The 13,272-nt window shown below is 41.8% G+C and carries 14 protein-coding genes; 5 read left to right on the top strand and 9 right to left on the bottom strand.

Annotated features, from left to right (window positions below):
- Window positions 1-55: 55 nt before the first annotated feature.
- From ACTQZS_RS11130 to ACTQZS_RS11110, 5 genes are all read right to left on the bottom strand, one after another.
- Window positions 56-841, bottom strand: a complete 786-nt coding sequence (locus tag ACTQZS_RS11130; protein WP_441475861.1) for a hypothetical protein — start codon at window positions 839-841, stop codon at window positions 56-58.
- 80 nt (window positions 842-921) lie between these two features.
- Window positions 922-1,335, bottom strand: coding sequence for a gp33 family protein (locus ACTQZS_RS11125; protein ID WP_441475860.1), 414 nt, complete (start codon window positions 1,333-1,335; stop codon window positions 922-924).
- Between the two features lie 32 nt (window positions 1,336-1,367).
- Complete coding sequence (locus tag ACTQZS_RS11120) at window positions 1,368-2,810, bottom strand: DEAD/DEAH box helicase (protein WP_441475859.1); 1,443 nt, start codon at window positions 2,808-2,810, stop codon at window positions 1,368-1,370.
- Window positions 2,803-3,171: a DUF3846 domain-containing protein gene (locus ACTQZS_RS11115; RefSeq protein WP_441206690.1), complete on the bottom strand. Its 369-nt coding sequence runs from the start codon at window positions 3,169-3,171 to the stop codon at window positions 2,803-2,805. Before ACTQZS_RS11115 ends, ACTQZS_RS11120 begins: the two co-directional genes overlap by 8 nt.
- 96 nt (window positions 3,172-3,267) lie before the next feature.
- Complete coding sequence (locus tag ACTQZS_RS11110) at window positions 3,268-3,894, bottom strand: hypothetical protein (protein ID WP_441206688.1); 627 nt, start codon at window positions 3,892-3,894, stop codon at window positions 3,268-3,270.
- 586 nt (window positions 3,895-4,480) lie between these two features.
- Between ACTQZS_RS11110 and ACTQZS_RS11105 the strand changes: the two genes are divergently transcribed.
- The 5 genes from ACTQZS_RS11105 to ACTQZS_RS11085 all read left to right on the top strand — a co-directional run bounded on the left by ACTQZS_RS11105 (window position 4,481) and on the right by ACTQZS_RS11085 (window position 8,493).
- Window positions 4,481-5,419, top strand: a complete 939-nt coding sequence (locus ACTQZS_RS11105) for an ABC-three component system protein (RefSeq protein WP_441206686.1) — start codon at window positions 4,481-4,483, stop codon at window positions 5,417-5,419.
- On the top strand, window positions 5,407-5,868 hold the full coding sequence (locus ACTQZS_RS11100; RefSeq protein WP_441206685.1) for an ABC-three component system middle component 2: 462 nt from the start codon (window positions 5,407-5,409) through the stop codon (window positions 5,866-5,868). The genes ACTQZS_RS11105 and ACTQZS_RS11100 overlap by 13 nt, the downstream gene beginning before the upstream one ends.
- Window positions 5,865-7,700, top strand: coding sequence for an AAA family ATPase (locus ACTQZS_RS11095; protein ID WP_441206683.1), 1,836 nt, complete (start codon window positions 5,865-5,867; stop codon window positions 7,698-7,700). The genes ACTQZS_RS11100 and ACTQZS_RS11095 overlap by 4 nt, the downstream gene beginning before the upstream one ends.
- Window positions 7,701-7,926: 226 nt before the next feature.
- Window positions 7,927-8,139, top strand: a complete 213-nt coding sequence (locus ACTQZS_RS11090) for a hypothetical protein (protein WP_441475858.1) — start codon at window positions 7,927-7,929, stop codon at window positions 8,137-8,139.
- 132 nt (window positions 8,140-8,271) lie between these two features.
- Window positions 8,272-8,493: a hypothetical protein gene (locus ACTQZS_RS11085; RefSeq protein WP_441475857.1), complete on the top strand. Its 222-nt coding sequence runs from the start codon at window positions 8,272-8,274 to the stop codon at window positions 8,491-8,493.
- A 67-nt stretch (window positions 8,494-8,560) separates the two neighbouring features.
- On the opposite strand, the gene ACTQZS_RS11080 is transcribed toward ACTQZS_RS11085, so the two are convergent.
- The 4 genes from ACTQZS_RS11080 to ACTQZS_RS11065 all read right to left on the bottom strand — a co-directional run bounded on the left by ACTQZS_RS11080 (window position 8,561) and on the right by ACTQZS_RS11065 (window position 13,269).
- On the bottom strand, window positions 8,561-9,067 hold the full coding sequence (locus ACTQZS_RS11080) for a hypothetical protein (protein WP_441475856.1): 507 nt from the start codon (window positions 9,065-9,067) through the stop codon (window positions 8,561-8,563).
- A 579-nt stretch (window positions 9,068-9,646) separates the two neighbouring features.
- Window positions 9,647-10,672 (bottom strand): ATP-grasp fold amidoligase family protein, encoded by a 1,026-nt coding sequence (locus tag ACTQZS_RS11075; protein WP_441475855.1) that lies wholly within the window; start codon window positions 10,670-10,672, stop codon window positions 9,647-9,649.
- A gap of 22 nt (window positions 10,673-10,694) precedes the next feature.
- On the bottom strand, window positions 10,695-12,218 hold the full coding sequence (locus ACTQZS_RS11070) for a lipopolysaccharide biosynthesis protein (protein WP_441475854.1): 1,524 nt from the start codon (window positions 12,216-12,218) through the stop codon (window positions 10,695-10,697).
- Window positions 12,199-13,269, bottom strand: a complete 1,071-nt coding sequence (locus tag ACTQZS_RS11065; RefSeq protein ID WP_441475853.1) for an acyltransferase family protein — start codon at window positions 13,267-13,269, stop codon at window positions 12,199-12,201. Before ACTQZS_RS11065 ends, ACTQZS_RS11070 begins: the two co-directional genes overlap by 20 nt.
- Window positions 13,270-13,272 lie beyond the last annotated feature (3 nt).

Here is a 13,272-nt window from a genome sequence, read left to right as displayed (position 1 = left end):
GGAGAAAAATCTTCCCGGAGCCAGGTTTCTTAGGTGATTTCCGATTCTTTTCAGATTACTTTAAAGGCGTGATGACCTCACCGGTTTCCGTATCGACAAACTGTGCCTCATCGGAGGAAGCGTCCTCATCCGAAATGTCGCTGACCGTAAGACTGGATGAATACTCCTTGATCAGGCCTGTCATCTCCCCGATGAATTTCTTCTCATCGTCATTTAAGACACGGACGAACTTAAACTTCGCCTTGGAATAGACAATGCCCTCGTCATTCGTCGCCTTCTCCAAAGAGATCTGTGTCACGATGTTGGAAAGTTTCCTGCCCTTGGTCAGCTGATGCTTCACGTAGTCGGTGAAGCTCTTAAGGCTCCCGGTTGGAAGTGAAATCACCACCGGGAAAATCTCGCCTTCGCGCACAAGATAGAGCATGTGGCGGTTCTTGCAGGCCTTGGACTTGTTCCCGCCGGATCCAAACTTGTTATACGGGCATGCCCTGCAGAGGCCGCCCGGATTTCCTGTGCCATGAATACCGTCAAATGATCCACAGTCCGGTGGGTTGGAGCCGCCCTGGAACTTTGTCGCATAGTAACCGAAAGCCGGATGGTGATGGGCGATGACCGCAGTGATGGTCTTTGCCATTTCTGTCTCTTCCTCATCTCCCGGCACCTCAAAGGCAAGGCTCCCTCCGGAAGGGATTTTGATGCGATCGAAGCGGAAGGTAAGGCCGGTGCACTCACCACCGCCTAATGCTTCCTGAAGAATCTCGAGATTCCCACCGGATGCGAAGCTGTTCTGCTCTGCGAGTTCCTTTTTCTCTGTTTTCATAACTGCATTTTCTTCTGACATCTTGCTGTCCTCCTTTTTGACAGTCCTTTACACGGGAAAGAACCTCTCTTTCCCGTTATAGGGACATAGAAATCAACCGCTTATTTTTTCCGGATACCAACCGTGACCTTTTCGAATGTATTCACAACACCCGAAAGCCACTCCGGCAGCTCATCCTCATTCGCGGTCATCTGCTCCTTGCAGAAGGAAGCCAGGGTATTGGCATTGACTGTTTCGGTCACGATGCTGCCATAGCCGTTGTCCTTTAAAGCATGAATCAGTGCATCCCTGCCTCCTGCCGCCGGAGACGCATAGAGCCTCGAATTCAGATAAAACGTGCTGCCGTTTCTAGTGAATTTGTCACATTCCGCATCTGCCATGGCATCCGAAAGCTCCCGATCCAGCTCCTCGATCCTGGCATTGACCTCCTTGGTCTTTGCCTCCAACTCCTTCTTTTCGTCCTTTGCCGCCTTCAGTTCGTCAGCCATCTTAAATATTTCTGTCTGTTCCATCATGTCTTCCTCCATAATGCATATTTGATGTATATTTATTCATTAAACGGGTTTCTTCCGTTTCTGTAGTCATCCACGAGCGCTTTGGCAAGATTTACTTTTTTTCGGAGCGACCGGAGCACCTTACTGTCGACCGTTCCTCTGGCAATGAGATAGATATACAGGCACTTCTGTTTCTGCCCTACCCTGTGGATTCTTGCCTTGGCCTGATCAAAGTTACTCATGGAATAATCGAGGCTGTAGAACACCATGGTATGTGCCGCCGTAAGTGTGATCCCAAGTCCTGCTGCTGCGATCTGACCGACAAAAACCTGACAGGAAGGATCCGTCTGGAAATGCTTTACTTCATCATCCCGATCCTTTACCCCACCGCGAACCACGGCGTATCCGATGCCTTTGCCTTTTAGCAGCTCCTCGATGTCATCCATCTCGGCCACAAACCGTGCCATCACAACGAGTTTCTGGCCATCGCTTACCGCCGCATCGATGATGTCCGACAAGGCATCGAGCTTCGCATGGCTGACCGGGCGGACATGGTGTTCATCATCCGTCAGATGGCCGCCTGTAAGCTGGGAGAGCCTGAGCATCTTTGTCAGGACATTGGCTGCTGTCACATCGGAGCCTTTGAGTTGAGTGAAGCAATCCTCCTGCAGTTGTTCATACATCTTCATTGCCTTCGGCTCCAGATCAATCTTTCGTACTTCCTCCCGGATCTGTGGCAGGTCCAGGCATTCCTCTTTGGTCACGCGGTATGCGATGCAGTGCATCCGTTTTAGGAAGTCATCTGCCATCGACTGCCGGAAGACCGGGATATGGTTCCCGTATCCTGTCATGTCAAAGTAGCGATTTCGGAAGGCATAAAAGCTCGTGCCAAAAATCCGGCTGTCTAAGAAGCGATACTGTGAGAACACATCCATCTCCCGGTTGGTAATGACCGTTCCGGTAAGAAGCAGCTTGTATCTTGCCTTATCCCCAAGATGCTGCATCCCCTTTGACTGGCGGGACCTGTTGTCCTTCAGCTTATGGCCTTCATCGGCAATGATGAGATCAGCATCAAACTTCAAAAGCTCCGCTTCCAGCCTCCATGCGGACTCGTAATTTACAATGAGAACCTGCATACCATCCAACGGGATCTTAGAGATCTGCTGTTTCTTCTTTTCACTAGTGCCTTTCAATACCGTGATATTGACCGGATAGTCGGCAAACGCTTGAAACTCCTCTTCCCATACCCCTGTGATTGACAGCGGGCAGGCCACAAGGACCCGGTTCACCAGTCCAAACTGATAGAGGGCACCGGTAACTCCAATGCTCGTCAGCGTCTTTCCGGTTCCCATTTCCATGAGAAATGCCACCCCGTGCGACCTTATCCTGCCGTCATATAAGCCGAAGATGCGGCAGGCGAAGTCATACCCCGCCTGCTGATGAGCATAAGGACGAACCTTGACCGGCATTGGAAGTGACATCGACCGATCAATCATCGCTGTCCTCACTTTCTTTGCGGTACATAAAATCCGGATCGTCATACATCATCCTGTAGATGGCAGCCTCTATATCTGTCAGGGAATCAAACTCCTCATTCTCCGGGCGGCTGCCGATACAAACGATTGTTCCGCAGTAGACATCCACGGGATTTCCATTATCGCCCCTGATGATCCGGTTCATCGGCAGTCCCATGAGTTTTCCCTCTTCATTGCAGAGAACAGCGGTATCCTCCGACAGCGGTTCCGTCACCTCGACAGGGCCTCCGACCAATTCCTTCAGTGACTCATAGACTGCTGGAATCACTCTGATCTCCGCCTTCTTGCCTGGCTTTGCAACAACAACTTTCCATGTGTTCATCGTGTGTTTCTCTCCTTTCTGAGAAATGAATGAAATACAAGGGAAGAAGGAATCGTCCCTCTTCCCCCGTAAAGGAGCCATAAAAATCAACCGGTCTTATTCCTTGTGACGATCTTCTCCGTGGTAACCAAGCTTATCGGCCAGAGCCTTCGTAAGACGCCTCTCAATTCGCTGGATGCTGCGGCTGATCGACTTCGGATCCCGATGCAGCTCATCCGCAACCTCATTCTGCTTCCGTTCACTTCCAAAAACTCCGAACATGATGGTCTGGTCCGCATCATTCAGGCTGCAGAGAAATTCATGGACAAACACTAAGATAGAGTCCTCATCATCGTCTTCCTCTCCGTTCTGCTTTGCTTCCCACCGAAGATATGTCTCCTTATCTATTGGACTGCATCCAGCGTTAAGCCCTCTGTCATCTGTGTCTTGCCGCCTCTTGTAACAGATATAAAGGCCATCCGCATGATCTTTGTCATTGCGCTTCTGGATATTCACCTTGTGATCTTCTTCTGCCAGTATCTTGATCCACTCAGAATTGTCCTCTCCGTTCTTGCCATGGAGCGGAACAACAGGCGGCACTGCCGCACCCATACCAATGCCCGTCACGTAGTGGTAGTTGCCCTGCTCATCGACGAAACCTTCCCGGTTCTCGTCGTAGCGGTCCTTTGCGATATCCAGTCCTCCGAACTGGTCGGAATAATCCTTACTCTTGCCTCTTGGCATCTTTTGTTCCTTTCCGCTGAGCTGTTGCTGCGGCGGGAAAGCACAAAAAAAGGAGCCGGCTGATAGTTCACCGACTCCTGGCACCTGAAAATGTGTACGACAAGAACGGTGAAAAGCACTTATAGGCAAGATTCCGGTATCGGATTCTTGTTGCTTCTATGTGCTTCCCGCCGTCTTATGCGCACTCAGACTTTGAGATAGATTTATTGGTAATGTAGGAGGCCGTTCTTTCCTGAACGTTCCTCCCGGGAAATAGGAAATTGCATCTGCAATACGGCCTTTTTCTACGGTGGCCGGATCATTATTCTTTTCTTCCTCATCATTTCCTTCTCCTTTCAGAAAGGTTTACTTATATATGACTGTGATAGAAATTATTCGCATGAATCAGCTGATTTTTTCGCGCTTTCTTAAGCATATTTACCAAATCAAATTGAATTCATGACGGAAAATTGTTAAAATATACACATGTGAATTTATTAATCCTCGCTTTCTGAGATAAGCATAACAAACCGACTTAGTTGCTGATTCCTTAGCGTTCCTTTGAATTCCTAGGGTTTCCTAACGTACTATGAGGGAGGACGATCAGATGGGGTTTAAAGGTGAATTTAACTTTTTGTATGACAACTTTGCTAATGGACATGAGAGTAAAGCTGATTTTATGGTTGCACTTTTCTCTTCCATGGTGAACGAAGATAAAAGTGACTGCAGCTTCTTTACTGACCACAAGGCAAAGTTCTACGACAATATTCTCAGCTCTGATGGGAAGACTTTTAATAAGGAGCACCTGCGATACTTCAAGAGGAACCTATCTGTGAATACATTGGATAAATTCTTTATAAGCAGACTACCTGACTCCGGAGATGCGCAGGATCAACTGGCTAAAGAGCTGAGTTTTGATACGGAGAAGAATTTTCCGGATGAAGATGTTATCGTGGACAAGGTGATAGAGGGCTTTATTGCCACGATGAAGACATTGCTTCCTTCAGAAAGCGCTGTTCCAAAAGATGTCCACGAGCCCTCTGACGCGGTAAAAGAACTTGATGCCTATATCGCTGCTATTCCAAAGCCCACTCCAATACCAGTACCAGATGATATTGACGAAGAGCGTGAGCGCACCTATATCAATGCTCTCTATGACGCCTATGGTGATGATGCCGGGTATGAGATTAATGCAGACAATTGTAGTGGAGAATATGCTGAAGATCTGAGTGAACGACGGATTGATTTCTTTGCAGCAGAATCCATCCGATGCAGCATTGATGAATTATGTTCGGCACAGTTGGGCGGCCAGTTTGATGTATTGAAGTCTGAGACATGGAACGGAGTGAAAAACACCTATCGGAAAGTAGCACGCAACAAAGATATAAACGGCTACGACCGGATGCTGGAAGTAATGGATAAGGCAGCTGCTGTTCCCGTAGATGCTTACATCCTGAGCAGTTCCAAGTACTGGATCAGTAACAAAGTGAAACAAGGAGTGTGTCATTTTCTTGTAAATGACAAAAAGATGGTATGGAAGCAATAAGTGTTGGAATCGGGTCCGTATTTGAACAAGCCATACGGTACCTTTTATTAATGTATACTGTGGATGAACCACTATCGGAAGACCGAATAAACTGTCTTGATTTCATAACAACGTATGCAGCTGACTTTGGAATAGGGTCCAGTAACCTGCACGGAAACGGTGGGTACCGATTCGGTGAATTTACATCCAGAGCATTAACTGCTAATAAGGCACTATTGGAATTGGCTCAGCGTGGACTGATTCACATTAAGCCAACCAGTCAGGGATGCTTCTATGCCATCACAGATAATGGAAATGATTTTATCAATAGTCTGGACTCTTCCTATGTGAGCCTATATGCAGAAGTTGCTGACAGAGTTGATTATCGTTTCAAGGATAAGCCGACCAGAAATTTGCACAGAATGATAACACGTAGAATTCAGGATTCAGTGAAAGATATTAAGTTATGATGCGTAAGGGTTTTTATATATCTCAAGTGAAAATAACGGGAGAAGGAAAAAAGGATGCTGTCGTAGAGTTTACAGATGGCGTTAATGTGATACTTGGACCTTCAAATTCCGGAAAGTCTCTCATACTCGAATGTATCGATTATTGCTTTGGATATGTGCATCACAATGCGAAGCAGACGGATTATGCAGAGAAAATCAAAGCCTTGGATGGTTACAATGCTGTCCACGTAACGGTTAAGACCTCGGAAGGAAGCTTCGAGATTGTACGTGCCATAGATAACGATAATCATGTACTGATTAATGGGGCTACTTATTACATAAGCACTAAAAGTAAAAGTCAGCCTAAGCTGAACGACTTTCTTCTTGGTCTCCTTGGAATTCGTGAGCCTCATTTAATCCGTGCAAAAAAGAAAGCCAGTGCACCTCCAAACAGTGTCTCTTTTCGTGGGCTTCTAACAAATTTCTATGTCAGGCAGGGCCATATCGCAACCGAGCGTTCGATATTCTATAATCCAGATGATCCCAGTGCCACCATCACTGGCCCAGCTCTCTTCCTATTTCTATTGAACGGGAACAACTGTGACGGCTTTAAGAAGACAGAGGATCCAAAGATTTCAAAAGCCAGAAACGAAGGCGAAAAGCTGTATATTGAGAGGCGGCTGTCTTCTCTCGGTCCCAGAATGGACCAATTAACTTCATTACGTAACAAGATGGCTCTCTCTGTTTCATTTGATGAGAATCTGGATGCTCAGGTAGAAGAAATACAGAAGCAGATCGATACAGCCATAAAGGAAAGCCATAGTATCATGGCTCAAATCTATGAAAAGAACAGCAAGCTCTCAGAGGCTAATACGATCGAAGAGCAGTTTAGATCACTGCAGACGCAATATGAATCGGACATCCGACGGATGAGCCTGATCCTTGAGAGCGAAACAAAGATAAAGAATTATCCCGGAAAGAACATCTGCCCTGTCTGTGGTCAGCCTTTGCAGCAAGGGCAGCATCATCCTGAGTATGCCCCTGCCATCGTTGCGGAATCGAAGCTGAAAAAAGAAAAAATGGCCGACCTGCAGACTGCGCAAGCCGACCTTATGCAAAGACGTGATAAGATAAAAGAAGAGATTTCAGATCTTGAAAGTAAGCACCACATCATAGAAATACGACTGAATCAGGAACTCATCCCGAAGATTCAGAATTTGAAATCCAAGATTGAACTGAGACGCAAATATGATCAGATAGTTACTGAGCTTAATGTGGTCTCAGGTCAGGTGGATCTTCTTCATGAAGACCTTGATAAGAATCAGGCGATGGAGAAGCCAAAAGATGAGATCTATCAAATTGAAAACGATTTTAACAAGAATATTATCGGCGCGTTTGGAAAATATCTGCGTGACATTCTAGAGCAAGTACATTTCCCAAATGCATCCTCGGCTTTCTGGGATATGTCTTCTTTTGACGTAGCCTTTGGCAAAAAAAGTAAGACGGGCATCCTGGGTGGTGGATTCTGCTCTATCGTCAATGCCTGTGTGCTCATAGCTTATGAACAGTGGTTGATAGACTCCGGTAAATATGTGCCGGGATGTGTTTTTATAGATTCTCCTCTCACATCGCTGTCGGAATCACAGTATGAAGCAGAAAAAGAAACGATCCAGCATAACTTTACCGAGTATCTGTTGAACGGCAAGATCAACGGTCAGGTGATCCTCGCGGATCATACTGATCGCCTAAAAATCAGCGGTAATACAAGGGTAAATGTAATAGAATATACACATAACAGAGAGCACGGCATCTATGGATTTGTGCCGGATATGTATCAGGACGAAATCAAATAATCGAAGCCACAAAAAAAGCCCCGGCGTAGCAGATCAATTGATCTACCAACACCAGGGCTATAGCTCTATGTTGACAAATAAAGTACACAATTACTGCCCCGCCGTTCACGCTCAGAGGTGCTTTCTGACAAGCTAACAAAGTTGAACGAAGACAACGAAAAATACGCAAAGAAGCTGGATAGTATAACCAAGCAGATCGAAGACCTGAGGAAGAATTGACGAAGTCTTGAGCGTCATTCAGGAGCAGAATTTGACGATTGATCAGGCAATCGAGGAGCTGAAAGGTGAAGACTACAAAATCATCCAGCTCGTTCTGAAGAAGAAGTCCGATTCTGAAATTGCCGATATCCTCGGATATAAGAGCAAGCAGGCAGTACAGTATAAAAGAGCCAAAATCGAATCCAAGCTGAGAGAAGTCATGAAGCCTTGGTTTGAATAAAGCAAAAAGCCCCGACTTAGGAGCGAAAATTTCCTAGGCCGGGGCTTTTCTGCTATTAGTTTCTGCTTATACTGTGCTATAATTATCACAAACGTATCCATCATCCACCACACATAAAGGAAGTATGCCATCATGGAAAAACGCACTCGCCGTTCACGCTCAGAGGTGCTTCAGGACAAGCTCGCGAAGCTGAACGCTGACAAAGAAAAATACACACAGAAGCTGGATAGTATAACCAAGCAGATCGAGGAACTTCAGGAAGAACTGAACGCGCAGAGAATTGATGAAGTCTTGAGCGTCATTCAAGAACAAGGGCTTTCAATTGATCAGGCGATTGAGAGGCTGAGGGGTTGAGTTACTCCTTACCGCGTTATCTCCTCAGTATTGCGGAATCCGGAGACCATTATGTCCGCCATATCCACTACTGAAAAAAGTAATACAGAAATCCCTTTATTCCGGTAGTGTATTTATAATTATAAGCGACCAAGTCCCCATTTTTTCCGCTCTCATTTATATTGAATGATACCCTTGTGAAATCCAGTCTTTCAATCTCTATGCGAATGAATGGCAGAAATTCACCAAAGTCGCATCTGATATACAGCTTTTCATGAGCACTGAGGTGACCCCACTCACCTATCTTAACCATCGATTTGATCTTACTGAAGTTATCCTCAAGCTCGCAGCGGAAGAAGGTTATTCTCCTGACATCATTCTCAGCTTCGAGAATAAACTCGTCTCCTATTGCAGAAATCTCAAGATAATTCGTTTCTTCCTCTATATCTCTTCCGGTCTTTTGTCGTTCATAAACAGTAAATCTTTCATGAGTGTTATATTTTGAGAAGCTGATACGAATTAATCGTCCTACGAGATAAACAATAAAAGTTACAGCTGTAATAATAGATGAAATATTAGAGATAACTTGCAGCATAATGATTCATCCTATATCGTCTCCAATATACCTGAACCGAGGCTCAGTCATACCAGACAGGGTACTCAATAGATTCCAGATTCTTCATGACAACGTCCGCAATTCTTTTGTAATATTAATAAAACTTTCTTAACGGTGCCTGCCACCAACGTCCATGCAATAATTGATTCCGTTTGGTCATAATAAAGAAATTCGTAGAATCGGGACTATTTCCCATCTAGGATTCTACGCCGGAATTACCGCAGTACGCATACGCAAAAAAACGGTACTGCGCCGCAGAGAAGTACGCTGTTGCGGACGAACGGTATCATTCTTCAGAATGGTGGTACCCTGAGTCTGGAATATTCACGTGATTTCCATTCTGCCGAACTCTTGCTTCCCTGGTTACCGGACAGGTGCCTCCGGAGCACCGGAATATTCAATTATGACACAAAAACTGCCGGGAATCGTGAAGACGCAGCCATAATTTCCGGCAATTTCTCTCAGATTCTAAAATAATTCAATTCTGAAATATCAGAGTTTCCCGAAGCATTGCAATAACTTAGTCAAACTTGCGTTGAATTTTGCAATTCACCAAATTCAATTTTCAAATAATTCATGAACTTGTTTTAATAAGTTTTCCTCAGTCTGTTTTGCTTGAGGGTCCAGAATTAAGAGTCTTCCAATTTTTTCATCTGTATCTTCTGTTTCCCATTGGTCAAGACCATTATCTGGTGTAAAAGTGAGTTCACCAAACAGAATTTTTCCTTCCAAATTATACAAATCGACCCTAACATACATAAATGGCTCACATAAAATTCTTACAATTTCAAGCATTTTATCGTAGTTTTTCGGTTTTTTGCATTCTCCTGTGTAATTTGTAAAATTGCCATCCAGCTTTTCGACTATATTTAAGGGATTGAAATTAATATCACACCATGTTTCAGTAGACGTATGATTAACTAAATCTCGTTCTCCCATAAACTCGACAAGAGCAGGTGCCCCATTAAAACAGTGAAACTTATAGTCATGTAAACTTCCGTCCATTTCCTCAATATATTGTTCAGCAATAATGCTTCTAACGATTGGTAAATATTGTATTTCCATTCCATTATATCCAAAAGGAATTCTCTGCCACATATCTAATTCTCTTTTTAGAAAGTGTGGATTACTTGCTTGATTATCAGAAACGATTATAATTCTCCCCGATCCAGTATTCGACTTTAAGACAAACTTTTGGGGAAGTCTATCAAAATCAATATCTGAAAATGAATCCCACTTACCTAATAATGGAATTAAATAGTCCTCTCCAATCGTATTCTTTATATACTCTCTCACAGCAAATTTATCCGAACATACAGTCCTGATCTCATCATCACAATTCAATTTCATCCATTGAATTTTATCATTAAACGTCTTTGGGTTGATTACGCAATCGCTTTTTCTCCCCAGCGCATAATCATACCATTCACACAGCTCATTTAGATACTGATCTTTCTTCAATTTAGAGTAATAATGGTCATACATACATATATATTCATTGTCTTTTTTCCCAAGATAATGCATAATTGTTTTCTTGATTCCCAGTCTCTTTACAAGATAATTGACTTTTTGTGCTTTATTCATATTTCGTTCTCCTATAACCAGCTTATGCGTTAAGTTTTTTCAATAGCCACGGCATGGCATTCTTGAAAATCGATGTTTTGCAATAAACCAACAGAAATAAAATATTAGGAAATACCAAACATATTACTCCCTTAAAAAACAATCCAACAATGCTAGGAACTGTAACAGCAGAACAAATTTTGAAAGTCAAGAAAGCGTTAATCGATGTCACGCAAGCATAAAGGAGATGTTGTGTGTAATATTCTTTTGAGGAAATGCTTTTGAAATAATACTTAAAGATCAAATTAGAACCCCAAACGAAATTAATGAAGAACAAGGATATTAGAGTTGCTAAAATAATCCCTTTAACGCCATAATATTTTCCAAGAACATAGTTTAAAATCAAATTCAGCCCAGCCTCAACAAGAGATTTGAATCTATTTTCCCACCAAAGACCAGCAGCCTCAAAATACACAGATCTCATATCCCCCATTTTTAAAACGTAAAAGTAAACGCAAAACATTACAACAATAGACATCGGAAAGAGCATATCTTTCCCAAAAACTAATTCCGTAAATGGTTGATATAAACAAACCATACAGATTGTACACCATCCAGAAATCCACATATATCCGAAATTTAGCTTTCTTAAATCAGAGTAATTTTTTTCACTACTCTCTACAGCTATACTATTTCCAACTCCACCAATAATTGAACGACTAATTATTGATAAAAGCGTTATTACTGCATTCATAATCATGAAATAATTATTATAAATTGCAGTTTGTACCAATCCAATAAAAGATGACACAAAAATGCTATCAAAGGCATTTCTCGAAGTATCACACAATTTACTTATCATTAAGCCTTTTATTTTAACAGAAATATCTTTTCTGACCTCTTGGTCCAATACGCCTCTTCCTTCAATGTTTGGGAAAAGCTTTTTAGTGTAGTACTGAGTTAGTATATTATTAAAGATCGTAGAAATAACCAATGCTGTGACATACAAATAATAGTTCTTTGTTTTAAGTAGCAATACAATTTGTAGCACATAGCACAAAATCTTAGAGGCCGTACTAATATTACTCTCAACATCAAACCTCTGATAGGCATTTAAAAGTGCGCCGCGATAGGCAAACATTATATAGCTTATAACCGTGTTTAACAAATACAAAATATACAGCACATAAATATTTACATTTTGTGGGTATTCTCCATTAATAAATCGTGTTAAAAACGGCAAAATAGCAATGCCCGCAAAAAGGATCACCATGCCTATTGCAAAATATACTTTTTTGTAATATTTTAATATTTGACAGAGGAGATCATCATTTTCTTCCGCTATAGGTTTGTACATATTATACACAACCGCGCTGGAGAATCCCATTTCCGCCAAATTCAAAACCTGCAAAATAGACGTAAACAAGCTATCTAGGCCTAAATATTCTTTTCCAATTTTCCTAATAATTATTGTCCTAATTATAAAAGGAAACAACATACAGATAATTCTATTAATTAATCCAAAGACCATGTTTCTCTTTGTATTTTTAGCTCTTTCTAGTTTCATAAAATCTCCAATTTTTCTTTTCATAACGCAAAGCCAGTAGCACTGTAATAAAAAGTGCTATTATTCCCACGAATAATTTGACAGCTAAAGTATTAATTATTGATAGCACCCTTATCATAAATATATTTATGTACCGTATTACTAGCTCATGGATTAAATATGTGTATGCACTTATGTTTCCCAATTTTATCAAGAGTGATATACACTTATTACTCTCATTCAAGTCAAGTATAAAAAAAGATAACACAAGCAAGCAAGATGCAGGAATTAGAACAACAGTATTTTTACACCATGTTAAAAAAGATATATTCCAAATTTTGGGGACTAATACAATAGTAGCGATTGTAGCAAAACTAGTCAAAACTAACAAACAAGTCTTCTTCTCATTTATTTTCTTTTTGTAACAAGTATAGAGCCATCCCAAGTTACAGCCAAGAGTAAAATCAAAGCATCTATATAAAGGAAAATTATATGTTAGTCCTTGAATCAATCTAGTATCAGATGTGCATGATTCAACACCTACTCCAATTAATATCTGACACAACACTAACGCCATTGAAGCAAAAAACATTTTGCTAGGTTTCTTAATCTTGTTTATTCGAATAAGGATAAATGGAAAGGAAAAATAAGTCAAACAACATACACATAAATACCATGACAAATTATTTAGCGAATATCTAAATTCTTCTACTGGAATCCATGCTTGTACAAGAAATACATTCAAAAGTATTTTTGATAACATTCTTAATAAAGCGTGATCTTTATGAATGTTATTCATCAGCAGAATTGGCAATGCTGCAATTAAAGTAATAACATGCAACGGATACAATTTACATATCTTCTTTTTCGCAAATTGAAAACTGCCTGCAATTGTATTTGGGAGTAATCTTTCACGCGCAGGATCTGAATATCGTAAATACATAAGAAATCCAGACATAATTAGAAATATTTCTACTCCAAACCCTCCCAAATATGTCAAATCCAAATGTGATGTGAAAATTCCTAGAAATGCAACAGCTCTAAGGACTTGCAAAGAATTATTTTTTTTCATGTT

It is taken from the genome of Bilifractor sp. LCP19S3_H10 (genome assembly GCF_052119185.1).
Classification (GTDB): domain Bacteria; phylum Bacillota; class Clostridia; order Lachnospirales; family Lachnospiraceae; genus Bilifractor.
The sequence above is the reverse complement of the archived record's forward strand: the minus strand, read 5'-3'. Positions and strand labels throughout refer to the sequence as shown.